General features: G+C 66.7%; 20 protein-coding genes. 8 read left to right on the top strand and 12 right to left on the bottom strand.

Annotated elements, in window-relative coordinates; all coding sequences use genetic code 11:
* A partial coding sequence (locus ACSS7Z_RS08620; protein ID WP_438254130.1) for a collagen-binding domain-containing protein occupies positions 1 to 2,139 on the bottom strand: 2,139 nt, incomplete at its 3' end.
* A gap of 226 nt (positions 2,140 to 2,365) precedes the next feature.
* On the opposite strand from ACSS7Z_RS08620, the gene ACSS7Z_RS08615 reads away from it, so the two are divergent.
* Complete coding sequence (locus ACSS7Z_RS08615) at positions 2,366 to 3,412, top strand: LLM class flavin-dependent oxidoreductase (RefSeq protein WP_438254286.1); 1,047 nt, start codon at positions 2,366 to 2,368, stop codon at positions 3,410 to 3,412.
* Between the two features lie 196 nt (positions 3,413 to 3,608).
* Here ACSS7Z_RS08615 and pheA read toward each other — a convergent pair whose 3' ends face one another.
* The gene (pheA, locus tag ACSS7Z_RS08610; RefSeq protein ID WP_438254128.1) at positions 3,609 to 4,559 is read right to left on the bottom strand and encodes a prephenate dehydratase; all 951 of its coding nucleotides are present in this window, start codon (positions 4,557 to 4,559) and stop codon (positions 3,609 to 3,611) included.
* A gap of 51 nt (positions 4,560 to 4,610) precedes the next feature.
* On the opposite strand from pheA, the gene pgm reads away from it, so the two are divergent.
* Both pgm and ACSS7Z_RS08600 read left to right on the top strand, forming a co-directional pair.
* Positions 4,611 to 6,254, top strand: a complete 1,644-nt coding sequence (gene pgm, locus ACSS7Z_RS08605) for a phosphoglucomutase (alpha-D-glucose-1,6-bisphosphate-dependent) (RefSeq protein WP_438254126.1) — start codon at positions 4,611 to 4,613, stop codon at positions 6,252 to 6,254.
* A 78-nt stretch (positions 6,255 to 6,332) separates the two neighbouring features.
* The gene (locus tag ACSS7Z_RS08600; protein ID WP_438254125.1) at positions 6,333 to 7,322 is read left to right on the top strand and encodes a hypothetical protein; all 990 of its coding nucleotides are present in this window, start codon (positions 6,333 to 6,335) and stop codon (positions 7,320 to 7,322) included.
* A gap of 34 nt (positions 7,323 to 7,356) precedes the next feature.
* Here ACSS7Z_RS08600 and ACSS7Z_RS08595 read toward each other — a convergent pair whose 3' ends face one another.
* From ACSS7Z_RS08595 to ACSS7Z_RS08565, 7 genes are all read right to left on the bottom strand, one after another.
* The gene (locus ACSS7Z_RS08595) at positions 7,357 to 8,463 is read right to left on the bottom strand and encodes a glycerate kinase (protein WP_438254285.1); all 1,107 of its coding nucleotides are present in this window, start codon (positions 8,461 to 8,463) and stop codon (positions 7,357 to 7,359) included.
* A gap of 38 nt (positions 8,464 to 8,501) precedes the next feature.
* Positions 8,502 to 11,189, bottom strand: a complete 2,688-nt coding sequence (locus tag ACSS7Z_RS08590) for an exo-rhamnogalacturonan lyase family protein (RefSeq protein ID WP_438254124.1) — start codon at positions 11,187 to 11,189, stop codon at positions 8,502 to 8,504.
* Entirely contained in the window at positions 11,186 to 11,833 is a 648-nt protein-coding gene (locus tag ACSS7Z_RS08585; RefSeq protein WP_438254122.1) for a DUF1961 family protein, read from the bottom strand. The genes ACSS7Z_RS08590 and ACSS7Z_RS08585 overlap by 4 nt, the downstream gene beginning before the upstream one ends.
* Entirely contained in the window at positions 11,830 to 12,711 is an 882-nt protein-coding gene (locus ACSS7Z_RS08580; protein WP_438254121.1) for a carbohydrate ABC transporter permease, read from the bottom strand. Before ACSS7Z_RS08580 ends, ACSS7Z_RS08585 begins: the two co-directional genes overlap by 4 nt.
* Positions 12,711 to 13,682, bottom strand: a complete 972-nt coding sequence (locus ACSS7Z_RS08575; protein ID WP_438254119.1) for an ABC transporter permease — start codon at positions 13,680 to 13,682, stop codon at positions 12,711 to 12,713. Before ACSS7Z_RS08575 ends, ACSS7Z_RS08580 begins: the two co-directional genes overlap by 1 nt.
* Positions 13,683 to 13,738: 56 nt before the next feature.
* Entirely contained in the window at positions 13,739 to 15,274 is a 1,536-nt protein-coding gene (locus ACSS7Z_RS08570) for an extracellular solute-binding protein (protein WP_438254118.1), read from the bottom strand.
* A gap of 62 nt (positions 15,275 to 15,336) precedes the next feature.
* The gene (locus tag ACSS7Z_RS08565; RefSeq protein WP_438254117.1) at positions 15,337 to 16,011 is read right to left on the bottom strand and encodes a YesL family protein; all 675 of its coding nucleotides are present in this window, start codon (positions 16,009 to 16,011) and stop codon (positions 15,337 to 15,339) included.
* A gap of 181 nt (positions 16,012 to 16,192) precedes the next feature.
* Here ACSS7Z_RS08565 and ACSS7Z_RS08560 point away from each other — a divergent pair, with 181 nt between their 5' ends.
* Positions 16,193 to 16,867, top strand: a complete 675-nt coding sequence (locus tag ACSS7Z_RS08560) for a rhamnogalacturonan acetylesterase (protein ID WP_438254115.1) — start codon at positions 16,193 to 16,195, stop codon at positions 16,865 to 16,867.
* A 6-nt stretch (positions 16,868 to 16,873) separates the two neighbouring features.
* Here ACSS7Z_RS08560 and ACSS7Z_RS08555 read toward each other — a convergent pair whose 3' ends face one another.
* Positions 16,874 to 17,875 carry a LacI family DNA-binding transcriptional regulator gene (locus tag ACSS7Z_RS08555; protein WP_438254113.1) on the bottom strand — a complete coding sequence of 334 codons (1,002 nt, stop codon included), beginning with the start codon at positions 17,873 to 17,875 and terminating at the stop codon, positions 16,874 to 16,876.
* A gap of 75 nt (positions 17,876 to 17,950) precedes the next feature.
* Here ACSS7Z_RS08555 and galT point away from each other — a divergent pair, with 75 nt between their 5' ends.
* The 4 genes from galT to ACSS7Z_RS08535 all read left to right on the top strand — a co-directional run bounded on the left by galT (position 17,951) and on the right by ACSS7Z_RS08535 (position 23,036).
* A complete protein-coding gene (galT, locus tag ACSS7Z_RS08550) occupies positions 17,951 to 19,159 on the top strand; it encodes a galactose-1-phosphate uridylyltransferase (RefSeq protein WP_438254284.1) in 1,209 nt (402 codons plus the stop codon).
* A complete protein-coding gene (galK, locus tag ACSS7Z_RS08545; protein ID WP_438254111.1) occupies positions 19,156 to 20,346 on the top strand; it encodes a galactokinase in 1,191 nt (396 codons plus the stop codon). Before galT ends, galK begins: the two co-directional genes overlap by 4 nt.
* 63 nt (positions 20,347 to 20,409) lie before the next feature.
* Entirely contained in the window at positions 20,410 to 21,387 is a 978-nt protein-coding gene (galE, locus tag ACSS7Z_RS08540; protein ID WP_438254110.1) for a UDP-glucose 4-epimerase GalE, read from the top strand.
* A gap of 164 nt (positions 21,388 to 21,551) precedes the next feature.
* Positions 21,552 to 23,036: a carboxylesterase/lipase family protein gene (locus ACSS7Z_RS08535; RefSeq protein WP_438254108.1), complete on the top strand. Its 1,485-nt coding sequence runs from the start codon at positions 21,552 to 21,554 to the stop codon at positions 23,034 to 23,036.
* 47 nt (positions 23,037 to 23,083) lie between these two features.
* On the opposite strand, the gene ACSS7Z_RS08530 is transcribed toward ACSS7Z_RS08535, so the two are convergent.
* Together ACSS7Z_RS08530 and lplAB are read right to left on the bottom strand one after the other, a co-directional pair.
* Complete coding sequence (locus tag ACSS7Z_RS08530) at positions 23,084 to 24,082, bottom strand: DNA-methyltransferase (protein ID WP_438254282.1); 999 nt, start codon at positions 24,080 to 24,082, stop codon at positions 23,084 to 23,086.
* A gap of 44 nt (positions 24,083 to 24,126) precedes the next feature.
* The gene (gene lplAB, locus ACSS7Z_RS08525; RefSeq protein ID WP_438254107.1) at positions 24,127 to 25,176 is read right to left on the bottom strand and encodes a lipoate-protein ligase LplAB; all 1,050 of its coding nucleotides are present in this window, start codon (positions 25,174 to 25,176) and stop codon (positions 24,127 to 24,129) included.
* Positions 25,177 to 25,187 lie beyond the last annotated feature (11 nt).

Genomic DNA, 25,187 nt, shown 5'->3' with positions numbered 1-25,187 from the left:
AGCGTCAGCAGCGTCAGCAGCGTCAGCAGCGTCAGCAGCGTCAGCAGCGTCAGCAGCGTCAGCAGCGTCAGCAGCGTCAGCAGCGTCAGCAGCGTCAGCAGCGTCAGCAGCGTCAGCAGCATCGGTCGCGTCAGTCGCGTCGGTGGCATCCGCGGCATCGGTCGCGTCCGCAGCATCCGTGGCGTCAGCAGCATCCGTAGCGTCAGCAGCGTCCGTCGCGTCAGTTGCATCGGTGGCATCCGCAGCATCGGTCGCGTCAGCAGCATCCGTCGCGTCAGCAGCATCCGTCGCGTCAGTTGCGTCAGTCGCGTCAGTCGCGTCCGCGTCAGTCGCGTCAGTCGCGTCAGTCGCGTCAGTCGCGTCAGTCGCGTCAGTCGCGTCAGCAGCATCAGTCGCGTCCACGTCAGTCGCGTCAGTCTCGTCAGCAGCGTCCGTCGCGTCAGCAGCGTCCGTGGCGTCAACAGCGTCCGTGGCGTCAACAGCGTCCGTGGCGTCCGTCGCGTCAGCAGCGTCCGTTGCGTCAGCAGCGTCCGTTGCGTCCGTGGCGTCAGCAGCGTCCGTGGCGTCAGCAGCGTCAGTCGCGTCAGTCGCGTCAGTGGCGTCAGTGGCGTCAGTGGCGTCAGTCGCGTCAGTCGCGTCAGTCGCGTCAGTCGCGTCAGTCGCGTCAGCAGCGTCAGTAGCGTCAGCAGCGTCAGCAGCGTCAGTGGCGTCAGTGGCGTCCGCAGCGTCCGTGGCGTCCGCAGCGTCCGTGGCGTCCGCAGCGTCCGTGGCGTCCGCAGCGTCCGTGGCGTCCGCAGCGTCCGTGGCGTCAGCAGCGTCCGTGGCGTCAGCAGCGTCCGTCGCGTCAGTCGCGTCAACAGCATCCGCAGCGTCGGTCGCGTCAGCAGCGTCGGTCGCGTCAGCAGCGTCCGTCGCATCGGTCGCGTCAACAGCGTCCGTCGCATCGGTCGCGTCAACAGCATCCGTCGCGTCCGCAGCGTCAACAGCATCCGACGCGTCAGCAGCATCCACGGCGGGCTCATCCTCGAAATCGCAGAGGATATTGCCACCGAAGGCGTAGTGGTGGATCTCACCACCACCGTGTGTCGTCAGATCGCGCGTAACCCACTGACCGTTCTGCGTGCGCGAACCCGTGAAGGTGACGTCGGCATTCGGTGCGAAGATGGCACCGATCTCGACGCCATCGATCGTGACAGCACCAGTGACCTCAGACAGGTCGTACATGACGTACTGCGCGTAATCCTGCTGCGCGTCGAGGCTCGGGCTCCAGCCCTCGATCAGGATCCCCTGCACGGTGGTCGTACCGGCCGGAACACGAATGATCAGCGGAGCATCCGCCGACGGAATCCATCCGCCGAGGTTGTCCGGCTTGATCGGGTTGGCTCCGACGAAGTCGGCGTATTCGAAGACGTTCGGCTTGTCCTCGGCGAAGGGCCCTGGCATGGCCATGCTTCCCTGCAAGTTCGGACCAACGATGTGCATCAACTGGTCGGCCGGATCCGCCGCCCCCGCAGAGGCATACCCCGCTGCGAGGCACTGCTGCGCCACGTCATACGCCGGCAAATCGAGGTACGCCTCGACCGAGTCGAGCTGCGTAGTGATAGCGGCGAGCGACGCATTCGCGTCGACGAAAGGCAACGCCTCAAGGTCGAGGACCGCCGCGCTGTTCGGATCTCCCGTGCTCACTCGAGTCCAGGAGCCGCGCTGTGTGGCATTGAGGCCTTCGATCGAGACCAGCTTGGCGATACCAAGGTCGTTGTGACCATCAGCGGGTGCGTTCTGATTAGTGATCGCAATGCCAGTACCCGTAGCGCCGCCGAACCCGCCGGCCAGCACACGCGTCGGCACACCATCGACAGTCGGGATCGTGTAATCGCCGGAACCGGCGGCCTGATGCCGAATGGGATAGTTCTGCTTCGAAGCAGAGATCGTCCCCGTCACGGCGATCGATCCCTCGATCTCGCCGTTTCCGAGTTCCGCATCACCCATCGTGACGACGGTGAATCCGTCGCTGCCCGCGAACGGATTGATGGAGGTGACCGCAGCGTGCGCCGGCGCCGTCAGCACCAGCGATCCACCGACCACCACGGCGGCGCTCAGCCCGAATGCGCCAGCGCGCGCCAAATGACGTAACTTCATGTGTGATTCCCCTTCTGTGCGCTTTGCGCACAGCCCCATTGCATTCGATCGCATCTTCGTGTGATCGGCGACGCGATTCGCGTCGAACACACCAAAGCCCCCCTTGGCGATCCAGAGGATAGCACACGCTGCGGGAGCGCTCTCACAGAGCCATCCGCTACACGCCTCAGGCATCAACAAACACAGAATGGGAATGCCCGCCCGGGCTTCAGAGTTGCACCAGATGATGACTGCCTCAGCCCCTGCCCTCTCCGTCCTCGATCTCGTCCCCGTGCACACCGGCCAGACCAGTGCCGAGGCGATCGCTTCCTCCCTCGCACTCGCTGAGGCTGCAGACCGGCTCGGCTACCGGCGCTACTGGTTCGCCGAGCACCACAACATGCCGGCCGTGGCATCCACTACTCCCCCGGTCCTCATCGCGGCAGCTGCCGGACGCACGCAGCGCATGCGGCTCGGATCCGGCGGCGTCATGCTGCCCAACCACGCACCGCTCATCGTCGCCGAGCAGTTCGCCGCCCTCGAAGCCATCGCGCCGGGGCGCATCGACCTCGGCCTCGGCCGCGCCCCCGGAAGCGACCCGGTCATCACGCAACTGCTGCGCGGTTCTGGCACCACGAGCGATGTCGAACAGTTCCCCCGCAACATCGAGGACATCCGCGCGCTACTCGCCGGCGACGGCGCGACCGTGCGCTTCACGTCCGGCGGCAACTACACCGTGCACTCCACCCCGGCGGCGACCAGCACGCCCGAGGTGTGGCTGCTCGGCTCGAGCGACTACTCCGCCCAGCTCGCAGCATCCCACGGCCTGCCCTATGTCTTCGCGAACCATTTCTCCGGCCATGGCCTCGAGCGCGCGCTCGACCTCTACCGCACCGGGTACCAGCCCAGCGAAGAGCACCCGCAGCCGCGCACGTTCCTCACCGTCAACGCCGTCGCCGCCGCCACTGCTGAAGAGGCCGAGCACCGTGCCCTCCCCCAGCTGCGGATGATGGCCCGCCTGCGCTTGAACAAGCCCCTCGTCGCGCTGGAAACAGTGGAAGAAGCACTCGCCGCCGCAACCGACCCCGCCACCGATGAGGTCATCGCGGCCGCCCGCTCGCGCTGGTTCGTCGGCACAGGTGAGATGGTGGCCGCCGAGACGCGCGAGTTCGCGACCCGATACGGCGTCGATGAGGTCATGCTCTCGCCCGTCGCCGGCGTTTTCGAATCAGAGCCGATGGATGCCGCGCCCGGCCGCACCGCAACGCTCGAACTCATCGCGGCCGCTCTGTAGGGGTCGCATTCGGCCGCTTGGCCCAGCATTAAGCGGCCACTTGCGACACCTCACCGAGTCGCCGCATCCAGCAGGTGTCGCGTCTGGCCGCTCTCAGCACGCTGAAGCGGCCGCTTGCGACACCTCCCGCGCCGAGCCCGCCGCGCCACCGCGCGCCCCGCACCCCGCACCCCCCGCGGCGAGCGAGCAGGTCCAGCTACTCTCCCGGCGCGCCGGAAAGCAGGTCGCGCAACCAGTCGCGCGCTTCGACGAAGACGTCATCGGCGTACCGCTCCGGATAGTGCACGATCTGCCGATCGGCCCGCGGATACGAACCGAGAAAGACCACACGGGGGCTGAACCGACGGATGCCGAGCAGCGCATCCGCCATCCGCTCATCCTGCACATGCCCATCCGCATCGAGCACGAACCGGTACCGCCCCAACTCATCGCCGATCGGCCGTGACTCGATCAACGACAGGTTGATGCCGCGCGTCGAGAACTGCTCGAGCAGATCAAGCAGCGCGCCCGGGCGATCGTTGGGAAGCTCGACGATCAGCGACGTCTTGTCGGCTCCGGTCGGGTCCGGCGGCGTCGTGGTCCGCGTCACGAGAACGAAGCGCGTGACGGCGGCGGTGTTGTCGCCGATCTCGGATGCCAGCACATCGACGTCGTAGTGCGCAACGATCCCGGGAGGCGCAATCGCAGCCTGCGCGGGCGTCGTTCCCTCCAGAACGCCAATGGCGGATGCCACATTGCTGGCCGCCGGAACATGCGAGTGGTTCGGGAGGTTCTTGCCCAGCCAACCGTGGCACTGGGCATAGGCGACCGGGTGGGCGGCGATCGCGGAGATGTCCTCGAGCTTCGTGCCGCGCGGCGCCACCAGGACGAAGTTCACCTTCACCAGGTACTCGCCGATGATGCGCAATCCCGGCAGAGTAGCCAGAGCATCCTGCGTCGTCGAAACTCCACCCTCGATGGAGTTCTCAATCGCGATCATCGCGGCGTAACTGCGCTCCTCCAGCACATCGGCGAGCGCCTCACCGACGTTGTGAACGGCACGCCACTGCTGGCCTCGCGCGGCAGCCACCTGATCGAGTGCTGCTTCCGTGAAGGTTCCCGCAGGGCCGAGGTAGCTATAGGTACGACGTTCAGTCACGGGTTTCACCTTAGCCCCGCAGATGATGCGCAGAAGCCGAGATCGGGGCAGACTGGAACCATGACCAGCCGTGCCGGCCTCCCCGCGGAGCAAAGTGACCTCATTGACGTCGACGAACTGATCGCCGCGTACTACGATCGGCGCCCGGATCCGTCCGTGGCAGCACAGCGCGTCGCCTTCGGAACGAGCGGCCACCGCGGCTCGTCGTTGACGAACAGTTTCAACGAGCAGCACATCCTCGCCACCACCCAGGCGATCGTCGAGTATCGGGCGTCGCAGGGCATCACCGGTCCTCTCTTCCTCGGCCGTGACACCCACGCCCTGTCGCTGCCCGCCGAGCGCACTGCCATCGAGGTGCTCATCGCCAACGGCATCGACGTACGCGTCGACTCACGCGATTCCTACGTGCCGACCCCGGCGCTCAGCCACGCGATTCTCACGCACAACCGCGCCCTTTCGCCGAACGCCGCCGGCCGCGCCGACGGCATCGTCGTCACCCCTTCGCACAACCCGCCCCGCGATGGCGGTTTCAAGTACAACCCGCCGCACGGCGGCCCCGCCGACACGGATGCCACCAGTTGGATCGCCGCCCGGGCGAACGAACTCATCGAGGGCGGCATGGAGGGCGTCAAGGCGGCGAGCTTCGCAGACCTCGACTGGGACGCACTGCCCAGCTACGACTTCCGCGACGCCTACGTGCGCGACCTCGCCAGCATCATCGACGTGGATGCCATCAAGAAGGCCGGCATCCGCATCGGCGCAGATCCCCTGGGCGGAGCATCCGTCGAATACTGGTCGCTGATCCAGGAGATGTATGAACTGGACCTGATCGTCGTCAACCGCGAGGTCGATCCGACCTGGCGGTTTATGACGCTGGACTGGGACGAGAAGATCCGGATGGATCCGTCGTCGCCGAACGCGATGGCATCCCTCGTCGCTCGCCGCGGTGATTTCGACGTGCTCACCGGAAACGACGCCGACGCCGACCGACACGGGATCGTCACCCCGGATGCCGGGCTCATGAACCCCAACCACTACCTCGCCGTCGCGATCGACTACCTGTTCTCGCACCGCGCTGACTGGCCTCGGGATGCCGCGATCGGCAAGACCCTGGTCTCGTCGATGATCATCGACCGGGTTGCGGAGTCGCTGGGCCGACGACTGCTAGAAGTTCCCGTCGGATTCAAGTGGTTCGTACCGGGTCTGCTCGACGGATCTGTCGCGTTCGGCGGCGAGGAATCTGCTGGGGCCTCGTTCCTGCGCAAGGACGGTACGGTCTGGTCGACCGACAAGGACGGCATCCTGCTGTGCCTGCTCGCCGCCGAAATCATCGCGGTCACCGGCAAGAGCCCGTCCGAGCGCTATGCCGAACTAGAGCAGGCGTTCGGGGCATCCGCTTATCAGCGCGTCGACGCGCCGGCCACACCCGAGCAGAAGGCGACACTCGCGCGACTGGCACCCGAGTCCGTCACGGCCAAGACGCTGGCCGGCGAGCAGATCCTCGAAAAGCTGTCACACGCGCCGGGCAACGGCGCCGCGATCGGTGGCCTCAAGGTGCAGACCGAGAATGCCTGGTTCGCCGCCCGCCCCTCCGGCACTGAAGACGTCTACAAGCTCTACGCCGAGAGCCTGCTCGGAGCTGAACACCTAGCCGAGGTGCAGGCTGAGGCCCGAGCCGTGGTGTCGGCGGCGCTGGGCGGCTGAGGTTGATCAACCCGCACCGGCGATAGACGCCGTTGCGAAAACTGTGCTCGCGACGAGCCATCTCGAGAACGGTGATTCATGGTCTGCGCTTCCAGCTTCGGCGGGTTTCTTAGCAAGGTGCACGAGCGGGTAGCGGAGAGTCGCCAGGCAGACGGGTACGCTCGCCACCGCGGCGGCACCACCCCGGATCTGTACGGAACGGCAGCCGCCGTCGGCATCAGGATTGCGCTCGGCGACCGTCCCGGGGGATCCGAAGCGGAAGCTCTGCGCCGGAGCGTGAACTCGTTCGCGACAGCAGATGGACTGTTCGCGGATCCGACTCATGGCGAGATCCACCGCGCTGCCACCGCGCTGACGACGCTCATGGTGCTTGGCGAGCTACCGCCGGTCCCCGCACGCTTGCAAGACCTGCTGCGCCCAGAGGCGGCCGCCCCCTTCCTCGCCAGACTCGACTGGGATCAGCCGTGGCCCGCGTCCCACGAGGCAGCAGGACTCCTCGCCATCGGCGTTGTATGTGCTGGCGCCGACGAGAACGAGCGCGCCCGATGGCTTGACCACTATCGGGGCTGGCTGGACGAACATGCCGATGGCGAGACAGGGCTCTGGCTCCGCGATCGAATGGGGGCCATCGACGAGGACCCCGGCCTGTTCGGCAATCTCGGCTGCAGTTTCCACATGCATTTTCTCTATGAGTGGCTCGGGCGCGCGTGGCCGCATCCTTCTGGCGTCGTTGACACAGGGCTTCTGCTGCTGCACCAGACCGCGACTGTACTGCCCTCCGACGACGACTCGCTCGACGCGTGGGGATTTCGACAGCTCGACTGGGTCTATTCCGTAGGGCGTTCGGCGCGCGATGGTCACCGAGCAGCAGAGGTCACGGCGGCGTGCGAGAAGCTTGCCGACCGTGCCGCGGCCGCTTTGTCGGCTCCGGATGCCGCCGAAGGCGATCTACACGTCGTCCAGGCGCGCGTCGGGCTGGTGGCTGAGCTTGCCGTGCAACTGCCGGACATGATCGATACGGGCGGATTCTCGCTCCGTTCCATCCTCGACGTGCGACCCTTCATCTGACGCCGTCGCCGGCAGGTCCCGGTTTCCGCTGGCCTCAGCGGGCGAAGTCGTTCGCGAGCGCAGCACCGGCCGCATGAAGCCAGCGCGCTGGCTCTGTCTGAGAGGCGTGTGCGGAGCCGGCAAGATCCGTGAGTGAGATGGATGCCTCGAACAGCGCCGTGTCCGCGTCTGAGGTGATCCGCCCGGCGACGACGGCGGCGCGCACCCCCGCGCGAGCTGCGACCCCGGCGACGAACGAGGGCACCTTGCCGTCGCCGGACTGACCATCGTAGGATCCCTCGCCGGTCACCACGATGTCGGCATCGGCGACAGCTTCTTCCAGTCCGATCAGTCGGGCAACTTCACCGGCACCGGGAGAGAGTTCGGCACCCCAGCGGGCCAGTGCACCGCCGGCGCCTCCGGCCGCGCCCGAGCCCGGCAGCTGCGAGTCCGCGCCGAGCAGGTTGGCGAGGCGCACCAGAGCGGCATCGACGCGCACGATATCCACCGCGTCGGTCAGCCCCTTCTGCGGGCCGAACACTGCTGCAGCGCCGTGCGACCCGACCAGCGGGTTCGTCACATCCGAGAGCACGAGGACCTCGGGAGCCGGGCGCAGCCCCGCAAGATCGACGGTGGCGAGCTCCAGCAGTCCGCGCGCGCCGGGCGCAATCGGCAACCCGGCGGCATCAGCGAAACGCGCGCCGAGTGCGGTCAGCAGCCCGGTCCCACCATCCGTCGACGCACTGGATCCGATGCCGAGCACCAGGCGCGAGACGCCATGATCGAGCGCGGCGACAATCGCCTGGCCGAATCCGGTCGTGTCGGCGTCGAAGGGGCGCAGCGCATCAACCAGCTCGATGCCGGAGGTCGATGCCAGGTCGATCACCCCGGTGCCTCCCGGTGCGCCGTCCGTCGGCGGCAGCAGCAGCCACTCGGCATCCACCGGCACCCCTGCCGGTCCATCCACGCGTACCGGCATCCGCACCGCACCCGGCACGGCCGCGGCGAACGCGGCCACCGTGCCCTCGCCGCCGTCCGCCATCGGACGCATCACGAAGTCGGCGCTGCCATCGACAGATGCCCACCCCGCGGCGAGCGCCTGCGCAGCATCGGCCGCGGTGATGGATCCCTTGAAGCTGTCCGGTGCGAGTACGACCTTCATTGCCATGGTTTCGAGCCTACGGGGCAGAAGTGCTCCGCTCAGCGCAGACGATCTCCGATCAGGGCGAGGTTCTGAATCGCCGCCAAGCCGTACTGGGCCGCATCGTTCGTCGACACACTGGGCGCCTCATCCACGGGGTTGAGAACGTATGGCACCTCCACCCGATTCAGTGTGAAGTCGCGCCGATGAACCAGCCACTCCCCGACTCCTTCGAACGCCTGCCAGGCCAGATCCGCAAGATCAGCATCGCCGGTGCTCGCCGCAACGTACGCCGTCAGCCGGCTGTGCGCCTGTTCGAGATGGATGCCGGTGAGCGGAGCTCCGACGGCAGCGATCTGTTCCTCGGGCGTTGCCAAATACAGGCGGCAGTACTCCAACCACGCTTCCCGGAACCCGGGCACGTCCACGAGGTCGATCAGCTCGCTGCACACTTCGACAAGGCCGAACACCGCGCTCAGATGCGACACCGAGATGCGCTCGCGAGTCGTGTCGAACCGCCCGGCGTCGAGGTCGTAGAGGGCCTCACCGGTGAGGAATCCGTGCGGAAGCGCGCCGATGTCCGCCATTGTGCCCAGCAGTCGGTCGCGGGAACGCTCGTCGCCGGTGCGCTCCCAGTCGGTGAGCCACGTCGCCGCCAGCGCACCCCAGTCCGTCCCGAGCCCGACGGCGAGCGCGGAGCGATCCGGTCGATAGGTCGCCGCATCCGAGCGCACCTTTCGGGTCGGATCGGTGTCGAGGAAGCGCTGATCGCTGTCGCGCAGCTCGGTGAGCAGGTCGCCGACGCGCTCGTCCGCGGTCAGATAGTGGAAGATGCGCCGGTAGATCGGGCTGCTGATGCGCAACTGCTTGGCGCTGCATCCCCAGTGCTGCACGTTATGCCGCGACCCGAGGCCCTTCCACCGGCCCAGGTGATAGACGTCTACCTCGCCGGTATGCCGGGTCATCGTCTCGGCGAGCCGGAACACGTCGGCACGACCGCTGCGCAGGTAGGAGTACCAGAGCCAGAGATCTGGTGAGAGCTCACTGTTGTCCCAGGCGTAGCCGCCGACGTCGTATCGCCACACATGACGGTCGGGGTCGTAGGCGTGCATGACGTCGCCGTAATCCCAGAAGCCGTACCAGCTGCGCTGTCCGATCTGCCCGAGATAGAAGTCCAGGAGGAAGTCGATGCTGTCTTCGATCTCCCCGCGCAGCGGCGTCGACCGGTCAATCGGCGCCCAGTCGCCGAACACACCGACCGCATTCAGGTGCGCGGGAGTCGGTTGCAGCAGCGGAGGAGTCTGCACCCGCGCCACGTCCTCGGCCAAGCGTTCGATCGACGGGGTCGCCGCATAGGCGAACAGTGTGAGCTCGTGGGTGCGCGCGATGCCCTGCGCCTCCCCGAAGCCCGGCTCATAGTCCTCATAGGTGATCTCGAGCGCCTCGAGCTGTGTCGCGAAGTCGTCCTGGCCGAGGCCGTCGTGATAGAACCGGACGTCCATGGGCTGCGCCTCCGGCGCGTACAGCCACGCGGTGACCTCTGCTCGGTCGGATGCCGCGCCCCGGATGTCGAGCTGACCGGGATGCGATTGCCAGAAGCCCCGTACCCCGATGCCGAGACCGCCACTCGGATCACTGACCGAGACGAAACCTTCCGCCCGAGTACCGGCCCCGGCGCTGATCCACGCGTGACCGGGAGCCGTGCGCTTGCGGATGCCGAAACCGTCGGCGCTGAGCTGCGTGAGCGTGGCATCCGACCATGCCGGGATGAGATCCAGCCGCTCGGACACCTCCGGGTTCCACCCGGCGGTCGGCGGCGTCGCCACACCCCGGATCTGTGCGGCACGCACCTCGGCACCAGGATCACGACGGAGGCCGGTGAGTCCGCGCACCGCCTCGGAGAAGAAGCCGCCATCGGCGCCGGCGAATCGGACATGTCGGTCGTGCAATGGCGCCCGCAGCGGCACCCCGGCCCGGAGACCGAGCCCGGTGAGGAAGTCGACCTCGCCGTCACCGTCCCAGATCACCGTGTGCACGACGCGGATCTCCTCGGAACCGGCGACCAGGACGAGCCGCACGACGAACGGCAGCCACTCCCGCTCGCCCGACTCCGCCCGGTGCGTCCCCTCGATCCGCACGACCGCTCGGATGGGGCCCTCCTGCTCGACATCGACCAGCGAGATGCGTGAGCGGAAGTGTTCGCGCGGCGCGCCGCCGCCGTCCTCCGCGATCTCGTCCTGCCGCAGGCTGACCAGGTGCACGTCTTCGGCGATCACGACGCCGTCCCGCGTGATTGTCCGGATGAGTCCCTCGACCGATCTGTGCTGCTGCGGCACGCCAATTTCCACGGTGATCACGCCGTTGTCCACGACGACGAGGTCGGCCGCTCGGTGCACCCGCACCGGGCGATCATGCGCGGGGGCGGTGGATGGGGCATCCGCCACGATCTCGTACTCGCCGACGTCCCCCGAGCCGACGTCACCCGCGGCGCCGACGTCACCCGTGGCGCCGAGCTCACCCATGGCGCCGAGCGCGGCGCCGGTCCACTTCACCGACCCGTCCGGCCAGGTCGCAAGCGGCCAGAACTGGCCCGGCACGTTCTCACCGTCACGGCGGAGGCGGAGTTCGGAGACCGACCCCACGCTTCCCCGGGGAAGCGGCGCGCCCCAGGTGACGCCCGACGGCAGCGTTTTCGGCGCGACGTCATCGAGCCAGCGCAGGGGAACGACAGGAGCGGGGGCGGTCATAGCGAATGCACCTCAAGGTTTCGGTAGCGGGCGGTCAGCGGGGACATCTGTCGGAATCCGATGCGGCCGTCGCGCACCCGCGGACCGGTCGATTCGTCGTCGGTCCACTCGAAAAGGACGAGGTCGTCTATTGAGAAGGTCACGCGGGCGCCATCCTTGATGACGCAGATGCGATAAAAATCGCCACGTGCGTCCTCGACGGATGGCAGCGGGTCGGCACCCTGACTGACCAGATGGAATCCGGGCGACTTGCGCAGATTGCAGGTGTGGAAGGCGCGTTCGTCTTCCCAACGCCGGCGAAAGTAGGACACATGCAGGGTGCGGATGTCTCCGGAGTGATACTGCGGATACGCCCCCGTGCGCGGGGCGAGGCCGTCGTCGAAGATCCCGCCACCGGCAGTCGCTGCCGCTCCGAAGAACAGCATCGCCAGGCCCGGCTCGCTGCGTGGCGACATCTCCCAGCTGATGCGGATGCGGTCCCCGAACACCTCGGGGCACCACAGCGTCCAGTGCTCGTCGATGCCTCCACTGCTGGACAGCAGCACCCCGTCCGCATCTGCAGATGCTGCCATCGGCCCTTCAACCACCCAGCCGGCGAGATCCTCAGGCGAAGCCAACGGATTCGCATACAGCAGAGCCGTCATCCCTTCACCGAACCGATCAGCATGCCCTTGGCGAAGTGTTTCTGCAGGAACGGGTAGAACAGCAGGATGGGCAGAGTCGCCACAACGATCACGGCGAATTTGATCCCCTGCGCCGGCGGCATCTGACCGGGGCCTGCCTCCAACATCGACAGATCTGTGGCGACTGTCACCTGACGCAGGAACATCTGCAGCGTCCACATCGAGTTGTCGTTGAGGTACAGCAGCGGCGACATGAAGTCGTTCCAGATACCCACGGCATAGAACAGCGCGAAGGTGGCGAGCACCGGCTTGGAAAGCGGGAGGATGATGCTCCACAGCGCCTGCATCTCGTTCGCCCCGTCGATCTTCGCGGACTCCTCGAGCTCGCCCGGGAGCTGCTCGAAGAAGTTCTTGATGATGATGAGGCTGAACGGATTGATCGCCATCGGCAGGATCAGCGCCCAGTACGTATCCAGCATCCCCAGGTCTTTGACGACGAGGAACGTCGGGATCATTCCACCGGAGAAGACCATCGTGAACACGATGAGCGACAGCAGCGTGCGCCGCCCGGGCAGGTTTCCCTTCGACAGCGGATAGGCCATCGAAGCGGTGAGGAACAGCTGGACCAGCGTTCCGACCACGGTCACCCCGATCGTCGTGACCATCGCACGCAGGAACGTGGGGCTCGTCAGGATCGACTCGTAGGCCCGCAGGCTGAACGTCTCCGGCCATACGAAGAACGACCGGGTGGCGAGTTCGAGCTCGGTGGCGAAGGAACCCGCGATGACGTAGACGAACGGGATCAATGCGACGATACCGACGGCCGTGAGCAGCACGACGTTGAAGACGTCGAAGACCTTGCCACCCGGGGTATTGAACCGGTACTTCTCGCGTGCCATCAGAAGATCCCCGTCTGGTTGAAGCGTTTGGCGAGCCAGTTCGCCCCGAAGATCAGCACCACTCCGACGACCGCCTTGAACAGGCCGACCGCGGTGCTGTAGCTATAGGAGCCCTGGGTGATGCCCATGAAGTACACGTAGGTGTCGAAGACATCCGCCACCTGACGGTTGAGCGAGTTGGTCATCAGATAGATCTGCTCGAATCCGGTGTTGAGCACCTGCCCCATCTGCAGCACGAGCAGGATGATGATCGTCGGGCGGATAGCGGGGAGCGTGACGTGCCAGACGCGCTGGAATCTCCCGGCCCCGTCGATGATCGCCGCCTCATACTGCTCCTGGTCGACGCTCGCCAGCGCGGCGAGGAAGATGATGGTGCCCCAGCCGGTGTTCTTCCAGATGTCCTGGAGGACGATGATCGGCCGGAACCACGCCGGATCAGTGAGGAAGCTCGTGTCCGTCCCGAACAGACCATTGATCAGCTGCGTCAGCGGGCCGATGTCCAGGGCGAACAGCAGATAGGTCAGCGATGCGACGACGGTCCACGACAGGAAGTGCGGGATGTAGATCAGGGTCTGCACGGAGCGCTTGACCATGTTGACGCGCAGCTCGTTGAGCAAAAGCGCGACGACGATCGTCAGCGGGAAGGCGACGACGACGCTCAGCAGCGCGAGGATCAGGGTGTTCGCCATGATCCGCCCGAAGTCGGGGCTGGCGAACAGATCCTCGAAGTGCTTGAAGCCCACCCAGGGGCTGTCGGCGATGCCGAGGAAAGGGACGTAGTCCTTGAACGCGATGACCGCGCCGCCCATCGGCCCATACCGGAAGATCACGAAGTAGATGATCCCCGGCAGCAGCATCAGATAGAGCCACTTGAACTGGGTGAAATGAACCCGTGCGCCTCGACGACGCTTCGGGGTCGGAACGGTGAGCGCCTCCGTCTGAGTGACGGGGCGTGTGTCCAGAACGACCACGCGATCTCCTATCGGTGTGGAGGGGCGGATGCAACCCGCATCCGCCCCTCGTTCGGTCAGTTCTGGCTGCTCAGTTCATTGATCTCGGCGATGATGTCGTCTCCGCCGCTGCTGCGCCACAGCGCAACCGCGTCCTTGAGACCGTCGAGGTCGATCTGGCCGGCGATGTACTGGATGCGCGCATCCGAGACGATCACGTCCAGCTGGGCACCCTTGGAGACATAGGTCTGCGAGACGTAGGCCGCGGCCTCGTCATACACCGCGTGCTCGGTGTCGGATGCCTCGATCTGCTTGCGCTTGTCGTACATCTCCTGCTCGTACTCTGTGGCCTGCTGGGGGAGATAGCCCTGGAATCCCGTGACGTTCATCCCCAGCTGGCTGTAGCTGAGCACGGCATCCTTCAGCTCCTGCGGAGCGTCGTCGACGGCGACAGCGAGATCGCCGTCCAGCGTGTAGGTCTCGCCTTCGATGCCGTTGTTGAGGATGGGTCCGGCCTCGGCCGAGTTCAGCTTGTCGAGCACTTCCAGCACAGCGCGCAGCTCAGCCTCGGTGCGCACGTTCGTCTTCGGGATCGCCAGGAACCCGCTGTAGCCGGTGGTCGGGTGAGCGTGCAGCTCCCCGTCGGGGCCGGTCAGGTTGCCGGCGATGTCAACGTACTGGTCGAAGCCGTCAGGGTCGGATTCCTTGAGCAGGTTCATCAGCTGACCGGCACGCGAGTGCACGTCGATGATGATGCCGCCCTTGCCATTCAGGAAGGGCTCATTCCAGGTCGCCGAGTCGAACGTCGTGTAGTCCGGGTTGACGTATCCCCCGTCGACAAGTTCCTTCTCATACTCCACGGCGTCGAGCCACTCGTCGGTGGTGAAGCTCGGCACCAGCTCGCCATCGCGCTCGGTCCACCGGTTGCCTGCGCCGAACCACGTCTCGATGACGTCGTAGGGGCTGTTGCTGCCGATCGCACCCGGCCACTTGGGAATGATCAGGCCGTAGGTGTCATCGGCGCCGTTGCCATCCGGGTCCTGCTCGGTGAACGCCTTGGCGACCTCGTAGAGGTCTTCAGTAGTCTCCGGCGTCTCGAGTCCGACGTTGGCCAGCCAGTCCTTGCGGATGATGACGGCCGCGCGCATGACGTCACGGGCCCGGAAGATGCCGTACACCTTGCCGTTCACGCTCGCGGCGTGCTGCACCTCCGGGAAGGTCGTCTTCAGGTTGGGGTAGTCGTCCAAGTAATCCGTGAGATCCCAGAAGGCGCCGGCCTCGGCATTGCGGACGAAGCCCGGGTCCTTGCCCTGGATGATCATGACCTGTGGGATGTCATCCCCGGCGAGCGTGATGTTGGTCTTGTCCAGGTACGACGAGTTGGGCACCCAGGTGATGTCGAGCTCCACGCCGGCGATGTCCTCGAGGGCCGCGAGGACCTCGTTGCCGTCGGCCGGCGCATTCGTAACGAGATACGGGGCCATGATCGACAAGCTCTCCAGCTCGGCGGCTTCACCGTTTCCTTCGGCCGCTCCCCCGGCCGAGCAACCGGCCAGAACGACCGCGCCGGCGGTGATGAGGGCCAGACCGCTGAATTTTTTGATGTGCTTCATGTGAACTCCTTCGTTCGTGCTGCTGCAAGGGTGCAGGGTGGGATTGGTCGGATCAGAATGGGTCAGCCGGCTGCGACGGGAACGGCAACAGCGCCGGTTTCCGTTTCGGTTTCAGCGAGCTGCCGGTCGTTCGCGGCGAAGAAGGCCAGGCACAGGGCTGTGTCGATGGTGAGCCACGCGCCGAGCGAGAGGAAGGGGATGATGCCGGGAAGAATCAGACTCGCGGTGACGACGACGACAGCGGCGAGCACCAGCAGGAGCACATGTGCGAGATTGCGCAGTATCCAGCGGGATGCCGTCAGCACATACGCCCGCAGCGGCAGATCGTAGTGGACGTAGAGCGGCACGAGCACGGCCAGCAACGCGAACGCGAGTGTCAGCGCCACCAGCGTGAGGATTCCGGATGCCTCGGCAAGCGTTCCGGCACCGGCGAAGCCGATCGCATTCACGGCGAGGATCGTGCCGACGATGAGAACCGGCGCAAGCACCGCATTCGCGCGCCAAAACTCACGCGACCACGCCTGCGCGAAAGTGCGGATAGCCGGGAAGCCCTCTCCCCGCAACCGGCGTCGCGTGAGTTCAGCAGCCGCCACCGTGGCAGGGGCCGCCCCCAGGAGAATTCCGCCGGCGAGCGTGAACACATACCAGAGCAGGTTCACCGTCATCACCCAGAACAGCCAGTCACAGGCGGCATGGGCGCGGGACGCCCACCCGCTGGATGCGGCTCTGCTGTTCATCGGATCTCCATCGATCGTCATTTCACGCGCGTCGTCGCCGTGAATCTCGGGACGGGAATGCGCTTTCCGAGGACGATGCTAGCCCACCGTTTGAAACGAGTCAACAGGTGCGGGAAAACGCTGTCCGTGTCACACTGCTGTCACCTCCATCCATTTCTGACCCCAACCGCGAGGCCCTTCGATGACCTATCACCTGGCCGGCGACTCCACCGTCGCCCCGATGAAGCCCCCGGAATCTCCAATGTCCGGGTGGGGGCAATTTCTGGAGCAACGCATCGGCGCCCCCGTTCGAAATCTGGCCTTCGGCGGCGCGACGACCGAGTCGTTTCTGGCTTCGGGCACATGGGCGGGACTGCTCGACGAGGTCGGCGCCGGCGACACTGTCGTGATCCAGTTCGGCCACAACGACCAGAAGCTGCCGGAGCTCGACGCGCGTGGCGGCTACACCGATCGGCTGCGCCGCATGGTCGCCGACGTCCGCGACCGCGCGGGTCTCGCCGTGCTGTGCACATCGTGCGAACGTCGGTGGTTCAACGACTCCGGCGGACTGATTCCGACGCACGGCGACTATCCGAACGCTGTGCGCGATCTCGCTCAGGAGCTTCACGCCCCGCTCATCGACCTCGCGGCTTTCACTGCCTGGCTGTACGAGGACCTCGGTGCCGCCGAGTCGACGACGCTGCTGTCGCATTTTGCTCCGGGCGAGGCGGCCGCCTGGCCGGATGGGTTGGCCGACGATACCCACTTCCGCGCGGAAGGAGCCGACCGCATCGCAGCGTTCGTCGCTCGTTCTCTGCGTGCGATTGAGCGCCGCGACGGCGACCAGCCCGCGAAAGGCTCGCCGATCGTCAGCTGACGCCGCCTACACCGCCCGAGTACTGGCCCGGTCGATGAGCATGGCGGGAACGAGCGTGGCGGGCTTGGATGCCGGAGAACCCGCCCCTTTTCCCTCGATCTCGGCGACAAGCCGTGCCACCGCTTCAGTCGCGAGCGCCGCGAAGTCCTGCCGGATCGTGGTGAGCGGCGGTCGGTAGTTCGCGGCATCCGGGACGTCGTCGAAGCCGATCACACTGACGTCCTCCGGAACCTGCCGACCCTGTTCAGCAAGCGCGCGGATGAGGCCGAGCGCCATCTGGTCGTTCGCGCTGAAGACGGCAGTGGCTTCGGTCATGCGAGCGGCGGCAGCGAACCCGGAATCAGCTGACCAGTCACCTCGTACTACCTCACCTTTCCCGCCACCGATAGCTTCCATCGTCTCGCGCCACCCGCGCTCACGCTCGGCCGCCGCGAAAGAGTCTTCGGGACCGGCGAGGTGCCAGACCGCGGTGTGTCCGAGCTCGAGCAAGCTCCTGGTCGCCGCGGCTGCGCCGCCGGCGTGATCGCTGTGCACGATATGAAGATCCGAAGCCGCGGGCGCGTCGACCACGACCAGTCTTAGCCCCTCAGGCGGATCGGCGGCCCGCATCATCGCCGAGGCCTCGTTCAGGACGATCGCACCATCGACACCCTGATCGTGAAGCCGGTCGAAAGCCGTCGCCACGGAGTCGCCGGCGGTGACGACCAGCAGCGCGTAGCCCCGCTGTTCGGCAGCTTCCGCGGTGGCCTGCAGCATCCGCGAGTTGCCGACCGTGGCGAGCGTCGTCACGACGAGACCGATCGTTTGGGTGCGCCCGGTGCGCAGCGCACGTGCGGCCCGATGGGGTCGGTAGCCGAGTTCTGCCATCGCCTTCTCGACGCGGGTGCGGGTGACCGGGTCGACGCGCGGGCTGTCGTTCACGACTCGTGACACGGTCTGACCGGAGACGCCGGCGCGGCTGGCGACCTGCGCCATCGATACCCGTCCGGATGCCGTTCGCCCCACCATGCGCCGCCCTCTCCCGCTCACAACTCCTGAATGTTGACGTTACCACCGCTGAGAAGGTACCGTGTTTACGTGAACATGCAAGAACCTCAGGAGTTGTGCACGAGCGAGCTGAGCGCCGGCGTCATCAAACGAGCCACTACGCTCGCCGACGGCCGAGAGCTCTTCTACTACGACGACCCCGGCACGACCCTTGGCGCCGAGCGCGCGGTTGATGCACGCACCCTCGACCCGCGTCCGGACACAGCGCACATGCGTCTGGACGTGCTCACCGGCGACTGGATCACCGTCGCCGCGAACCGGCAGAACCGCGTCATGATGCCCAGCGCCGACGCCGACCCACTCGCACCGCAGACTCCGACGAACCCCTCTGAGGTCCCGTCGCTCTACGACGTCGCCGTCTTCGAGAACCGTTCTCCGGCCTTTGGCCCCGCACTTCCCGAGGGCTTCGGCGGCGTTCCGGTCGCCGCGAACCCGCCGCGCGGACTCGATGACCTTGCCGCCCTCGGCCTGGAGCGCAGCCGCACCTCGGTCGGCCGTTGCGAGGTCGTCTGCTTCAGCCCTGACCACTCCGGTTCCTTCGGCACCCAGTCGGTCACGCGCGCCCGCACCGTCATCGAGGCCTGGGCCGATCGCACCGCGGCGCTGTCGCAGATCCCCGGCATCGAGCAGGTCTTCCCGTTCGAGAACCGCGGCGAGGCGATCGGCGTCACCCTCCCCCACCCGCACGGCCAGATCTACGCCTACCCGTATGTCACGCCGCGCACCGCCCGCGCGCTGGAGAGCATCGAGCACACGGCACCCGATCTGTACCAGCGCATCCTCGAGTCCGAACAGGCCTCCGAGCGCGTCGTCTTCCGCGGTGAGCACTGGACCGCCTTCGTGCCGTTCGCCGCTCGCTGGCCGCTGGAGGTGCACCTCATGCCGCACCGTCACGTGCCGGACTTCGCCGCAACGACGGTCGCCGAACGCGATGAGCTCGCCCCGCTCTATCTGAAACTCCTGAAGGGCGTCGACGCCCTTTATGAGACCCCCACCCCGTACATCGCTGCCTGGCATCAGGCTCCGGTGAACGTCGGCCGTGAAACGGTGCGCCTGCACCTGCAGCTCACGAGCCCGCGTCGTGCAGCCGACAAGCTGAAGTTCCTCGCCGGTTCCGAAGCCGCGATGTGGGCATGGGCCGCCGAGGTCACGCCCGAGCAGGGCGCCGCCCGCATCCGTGAGGCAATCGAACGCGCAGAGAACGACAGCGCAAAGAACGACAGCGCAGAGGAGCTCACCGCATGACCACCACCACACAGGCACCCGCCGCCCAGGCCGTCGCTCTCTTCGAAGAGCTCACCGGCCACGCACCCGCCGGCGTCTGGTCGGCTCCGGGCCGCGTCAACCTCATCGGCGAACACACCGACTACAACGACGGCTTCGTGCTGCCGTTCGCGATCCCGCACCGCACATATGCCGCAGTCGGCATGCGGGAGGACGGTCGCATTCGCGTCGCATCCACGTTCGCGTCTGAGCCGGTCGAGGTCTCCCTCGACGAACTGACGACGCTGTTCCCCACTGCGACCGGCGCCGAACCCGCCGTTGCCGAATGGGCCGCATACCCGCTCGGCGTCGCCTGGGCACTGCAACTGGCCGGAGCCACCGGCACCGGCGTGGACATCGCCATCGCCTCAGACGTCCCGGTCGGAGCAGGCCTGTCCTCCTCGGCCGCGATCGAGAGTGCCACGGCATCCGCTCTCAACGACCTGTGGAACGCCGGACTCGACCGCACCGCACTTGCGCAGATCGGTCGCCGCTCCGAGAACGAAGCCGTCGGAGCGCCCACCGGAATCATGGACCAGATGGCATCGATGCTCGCCGAGCCCGATGCCGCACTCTTCCTGGACTGCCGCACGCTCGATGCCAACCTCGTCCCCCTGAGCATGACCGAGGCGGGACTGGCAATCCTTGTCATGGACACCCGCGTCTCCCACGCCCACTCCACCGGCGGATACGGCGAGCGTCGCGCCGCCTGCGAGCGCGGGGCTGCAGCCTTCGGCGTCCCGGCACTGCGTGACGTCAGCATCGCCGACCTCGACCGGGCAGCCGAACTGCTCGACGAGGTCACCTTTCGCCGCGTGCGCCACATCGTCACCGAGAACCAGCGCGTGCTCGACACGGTGCGCACCTTCCGTGAGAAGGGACCGCGCGCCGTGGGAGACCTGCTGGTCGCCTCGCACGTATCCATGCGTGACGACTTCGAAATCTCGTCTCCCGAATTGGACGTCGCCGTCGACACGGCCCTGGCCGCGGGCGCGCTCGGCGCGCGGATGACCGGTGGCGGATTCGGTGGTGCGGCCATCGCACTGGTCGAGCAGTCGGCCGTCGAGACAGTGTCGGATGCCGTGACCGCAGCCTTCGCAGCATCCGGGTTCACGGCACCGAACATCTTCACGGTGACTCCCGCCGCCGGCGCCCGCCGCGACGTCTGACGCACCCCAGCGGGCACGGCAGAATAGAGGAATGCGTCGCGCAAGCGGCCGAGAGAGGAAGTCATGTCCTGGATCGTCACCGGCGGCGCCGGCTATATCGGAGCACACGTCGTGCGCGCCCTCGCGGATGCCGGACTCACCCCGGTCGTGCTGGATGACCTCTCCAGCGGGCTGACGTCGTTCGTCCCGGAGGGCGTCGCGTTCGTTCAGGGCAGCATCCTCGATCGCCAACTCGTCGAGAAGACGCTCCGCGAGCACAAGGCCGAAGGCGTGATCCACGTCGCCGGGTTCAAGTACGCCGGAGTCTCGGTGCAGCGCCCGCTGCACACCTACGCCCAGAACGTCGAGGGGACGCGCGTCATCCTCGAGGCGATGGCGGCCGCAGGCGTCAGCAACATCGTGTTCTCCTCCTCCGCCGCAGTCTTCGGCACCCCCGACGTGCCCCTGGTCGTCGAAGAAACCGCCAAGAAGCCGGCGAGCCCTTATGGCGAGTCCAAGCTCATCGGCGAATGGATGCTGCGAGACCTAGCCATCGCGACCGCTGACAGCGAGAATCCGCTGCGGCACACCTCGTTGCGCTACTTCAACGTGGTCGGCTCCGCAGACCCCACCGTCTACGACGTCAGCCCGCACAACCTCTTCCCGATCGTGTTCGAGGCGCTGCTGGCCAACAAGACCCCGAAGATCTTCGGCGACGACTACGACACCCCCGACGGCACCAATGTCCGCGACTACGTGCACGTGGGCGATATCGCCGCAGCGCACGTCGCCGCCGCCAAGCGCATGTCCGCGGGCGGGCCGATCGAAGCCGCGTACAACCTCGGCTCCGGCGATGGGCTGTCCGTCAAGCAGATTATGGATGCCGTCGCCCGTGTGACCGGTATCGACTTCACGCCGGAGATCGGACCGCGCCGCCCGGGAGACCCCGACCGCATCGTTGCCACCGGTGAGCTTGCTGCCCGCGATCTGGACTGGCAGATGCGGTACACGGTCGATCAGATGGTGCAGACCGGCTGGGAAGCGCGCCGCAACGCCGGCTGAGCGATGCTCGTCCGGCCTGCCGTGCTCGCAGATGCCCGCGGCGGCGCTGGCTACGTCACACACTTCGTTCGCAGATGTGCATTTCCTTCGCAGGAATTCAGTAGATTCGTGCGAAGAACGTGCACTTCTGCGAAGCTGGCGCTCGCGATCGAAGGAGACACCGCGTGACTGATACTCCCATTGTCGACACCGCTTCCGGACCGGTGCGCGGTTTCTGGCGCGACCACGGCACCCCCTCAGCATCCGCGGCATTTCTCGGCATCCCGTTCGCCGCACCGCCCATCGGCGATCTGCGTTTCGCCGCACCCGTGCCACCCGAACCGTGGACGGAACCGCTTGATGCCACGAGCTACGGCGCAACACCCCTGCGCGTAACCGGCGCCGACAACCTCATCCCGGAACCTGCCGTCCCCGGCGCGAGCACGCTCAACGTCAACGTTTTCACGCCTTCCCTTCGCCCGGCTGCGGCACCGGGTGACGCGCTTCCGGTGCTCGTGTGGATCCACGGTGGCGGCTACACCGAGGGCTCTCCGGCCAGCCCGTGGTACGACGGCGCGCGCTTCAACCGCGACGGCGTGGTGACCGTTTCGATCTCGTACCGGCTCGGATTCGACGGTTTCGGATTCATCGCGGATGCCCCGCACAACCGCGGAGTGCGCGATTGGGTCGCAGCCCTCGAGTGGGTGCAGCAGAACATCGCGGGCTTCGGCGGCGACCCCGGCCGCGTCACGATCGGTGGACAGTCAGCGGGTGGTGGCGCTGTGCTGACACTGCTCGGGATGCCGTCGGCGCAGCACCTGTTCCACGCGGCGATGTCGTTCTCGGGCGCGGTAGCCGATGTGCCGCTGGACACTGCCCAGCGACGGGGCGAACATCTGGCCCGGTTCGGCGCGGTGACCGCAGACGTCGACGGACTTCGCAGCCTCAGCGAACGCCGCGTCCGGCAGCTGCAGCCGAAAGCCGCTACCCCGCGCAAGGGCATCGGTATGCTCATCGATCTGCTGAACGACGGACTCCCCTGGGGGCCGATGGTCGACGGTGAACTGATTGCCCGCCCCACCGCCGAGTCCCTGCGCCTCGGGATCGGTGCCGATAAGCCGTTGCTGCTCGGCGCCGCCGACGACGAGTTCACCATGGTCGCCGAGCGCGAAGGCACCAAGGTGCGGTGGATTCCGCCGGCTCTGCTGCTGCGTCCATTCCTCCGACGTCGCGAAACCCGCCGCGCGTATCTGCAGGCCAACACCGCCCAGCGCGCGAAGGGCAGCGCAGCCGTGATCGGTCGATTCATCAGCGACGACATCTTCCGCTCACTGGTTCCTCGGGTCGCCGAGGCGCGTAGCGGAGCGGATGCCGAAACCTGGGTCTACCGATTCTCTTGGGTGTCACCGACGATGGGCTGGGCATGCCACTGCCTTGACGTGCCGTTCTGGTTCGACGGACTCGACCGCGAGCGCGTCGAGCACCTCGCCGGGGACGAGCCGCCGCAGGCATTGGCCGATGAGATGCACCGCTCAGCCGTCGCGTTCATCTCCGGCGGCGGCCCCGGCTGGCCCGCCTGGCACACCGCCCCAGGCATCGCACGGGTGTTCGGAGGAACGGGCGCGGACGTGGCCGAGGACGCCTACGACAGCGTGCTCGCGATCGTCTAGCCGGGCGACCGCCACCGCCTCACAGACCGTGCCCGACGGCCGGGTCGTCAGATCGTCGTGACCTCGGCGTGCGGCATCCGCTTGTGCATCACGCGCACCGCCTCGGGGTTGTCATCCACGAGAACAGCGTTGCGTCCGAGGGCCGATGCCACCGCCCCCGTGGTGCCGCTGCCGGCGAAGAGGTCCAGCACGCGGTCGCCGGGGCGACTCGATGCCTGCACGATCCGCCGCAGGATCCCCTCGGGCTTCTGCGTCGGATATCCGGTCTTTTCGCGCCCCGTGGTCGGCACGATCGTGTGCCACCAGACGTCGGTAGGAAGCTTGCCCCGGGCCGCCTTCTCCGCCGTGACGAGCCCCGGAGCCATATAGGGCTCGCGGTCGATGTCGTCGGCGTTGAACACATGCCGTCCCGGTGTCTTCACGTACACCAGGATCGTGTCGTGCTTGGTCGGCCAGCGCCTCCGGGACTTGGCGCCGTAGTCGTACGACCAGATCAGCTCATTGAGGAAGGAGTCCCGGCCGAACACCGCGTCGAGCATCACCTTCGCGTAGTGCGCCTCCCGGTAATCGAGGTGCAGATACAGGGTGCCGTCGTCGGCGAGTAGCCGCCACGCTTCCTCCAGCCGCGGCATGAGGAAGTCGCCGTAGTCATCGAAGCGGTCGTCGTAGGTGCGCAGCATGCCGCGAACTCGCTCGTACTGGTGCCCGTGGAACCCGTGTCGGATCTCTTTGGCCGGCGCTTCCGCCGGTGCATCCGCCGATGCATCCGTTGCAGAACTCCTGAGAACTTCGCGCGAATCAGCGGATTCGGTGCCGCTGGCCCCCGTTTCCGGCGGTTCTTCAGGAGTTGTGAACCGCTTCGCGGTGACAACCTGCCGCTCCTGCGCCCGGCCGGTGTTGAACGGCGGGTCGAGATACACGAGCGTGAAGGATCCCGACGGCAGCGTCCGCGCCACAGCCAGGTTGTCACCCTCAACAATGGTGACCGCCCCTTCGACCGGCTCAGGGACCGGGGAGGGGATCGGAGAGGGAGCCGGAGAGGGGATCGGCGAGGGCTCAGGGATCGACGCGTCAGCGGCCGGCACGAAGGTCACGGAACGCGGTGCAGCCACGCGTCGGTCGAGAACTTCGACTCGACGAGCGCCTCGGCATCGGCGTACTCGCCAGCCGCGATCGAACCGTCTTCTGCACCGGTGAGCGAACGGAACGTCGTCTTGAAGCTGTCGATGATCTCGGCACGGCTAAGTCCGGTCTGGGTGCGCAGCGGGTCTACCCGCTTGGCGGCAGAGGTCGTGCCCTTATCGCTGAGCTTCTCCTTACCGATGCGCAGCACCTCGGTCATGACCTGGCCATCGATGTCATAGGAGATCGTCGCATGGTGCAGCACGCCACCATTGGCGAGGCGTTTCTGTGCAGCACCGCCGATCTTCCCGGTGGGGCTCGCGATGTCGTTGAGCGGCTGATAGGTGGCCTCGACGCCGACCGCGCGCAGCGCCTGCAGCACCCAGTCATCGAGGAAGGCGTACGAGTCGGCGAACGTCATTCCCTGCACCAGCGATGCCGGCACATACAGCGAGTAGGTGATGATCTGCCCGGCAGCCATCAGCATCGCCCCACCTCCGGAGATGCGCCGCACGACGTCGAAGCCATGGCGCGCAGCACCGTCCGGATCGATCTCATTGCGGTACGACTGGAAGGAGCCGATCACAACGGCGGACGCGTCCCACTCCCAGATGCGCAGGGTCGGGCGCCGTCGCCCCTGGCCGACGCGGGCGGTGAGCACCTCATCCAGGGCGAGGTTTAGCTGCGGCGAAACAGCCTTCTCGTGCACGATCTCCCAGTCGAAATCACGCCAACCGGGTGCGGTGACCAGTGCGCGACGCACAGCAGTGCCGACCGACTCGGGGTTGAAGCCGAGCAACTGCGCGCCGTCCGGCAGCGCCTGTCTGACCGCTGCGGCGATCGTGGTGGCATCCGATTCGGCGGGCAGATCGTTGACCGCCGCGTTGATGGCTTCCAGCGCCGTGTCCGGCTCGAGGAAGAAGTCGCCTGCCAGGCGGAAGTCGGCAAGCTTGCCGTCTCGCACCTCGACATCGACGACGACGAGCTTCCCACCGGGGACTTTGTATTCACCATGCACGACTCCAGCTT

Origin of the sequence: Microbacterium wangyouchuni, assembly GCF_051546305.1 — a bacterium.
Classification (GTDB): Bacteria; Actinomycetota; Actinomycetes; order Actinomycetales; family Microbacteriaceae; genus Microbacterium.
This window is presented reverse-complemented; position numbering and strand designations above follow the sequence as displayed.

Bases quoted from the DNA above. Each gene is read 5' to 3' on its own strand.
- ACSS7Z_RS08570 (WP_438254118.1), bottom strand. From the start codon at position 15,274: ATGAAGCACATCAAAAAATTCAGCGGTCTGGCCCTCATCACCGCCGGC.
- ACSS7Z_RS08560 (WP_438254115.1), top strand. From the start codon at position 16,193: ATGACCTATCACCTGGCCGGCGACTCCACCGTCGCCCCGATGAAGCCC.
- ACSS7Z_RS08555 (WP_438254113.1), bottom strand. From the start codon at position 17,875: ATGGTGGGGCGAACGGCATCCGGACGGGTATCGATGGCGCAGGTCGCC.
- pgm (WP_438254126.1), top strand. From the start codon at position 4,611: ATGACCAGCCGTGCCGGCCTCCCCGCGGAGCAAAGTGACCTCATTGAC.
- ACSS7Z_RS08595 (WP_438254285.1), bottom strand. From the start codon at position 8,463: ATGAAGGTCGTACTCGCACCGGACAGCTTCAAGGGATCCATCACCGCG.
- ACSS7Z_RS08580 (WP_438254121.1), bottom strand. From the start codon at position 12,711: ATGGCACGCGAGAAGTACCGGTTCAATACCCCGGGTGGCAAGGTCTTC.
- ACSS7Z_RS08600 (WP_438254125.1), top strand. From the start codon at position 6,333: ATGGTCTGCGCTTCCAGCTTCGGCGGGTTTCTTAGCAAGGTGCACGAG.
- ACSS7Z_RS08590 (WP_438254124.1), bottom strand. From the start codon at position 11,189: ATGACCGCCCCCGCTCCTGTCGTTCCCCTGCGCTGGCTCGATGACGTC.
- ACSS7Z_RS08615 (WP_438254286.1), top strand. From the start codon at position 2,366: ATGACTGCCTCAGCCCCTGCCCTCTCCGTCCTCGATCTCGTCCCCGTG.
- galK (WP_438254111.1), top strand. From the start codon at position 19,156: ATGACCACCACCACACAGGCACCCGCCGCCCAGGCCGTCGCTCTCTTC.
- galE (WP_438254110.1), top strand. From the start codon at position 20,410: ATGTCCTGGATCGTCACCGGCGGCGCCGGCTATATCGGAGCACACGTC.
- galT (WP_438254284.1), top strand. From the start codon at position 17,951: ATGCAAGAACCTCAGGAGTTGTGCACGAGCGAGCTGAGCGCCGGCGTC.
- ACSS7Z_RS08585 (WP_438254122.1), bottom strand. From the start codon at position 11,833: ATGACGGCTCTGCTGTATGCGAATCCGTTGGCTTCGCCTGAGGATCTC.
- ACSS7Z_RS08565 (WP_438254117.1), bottom strand. From the start codon at position 16,011: ATGAACAGCAGAGCCGCATCCAGCGGGTGGGCGTCCCGCGCCCATGCC.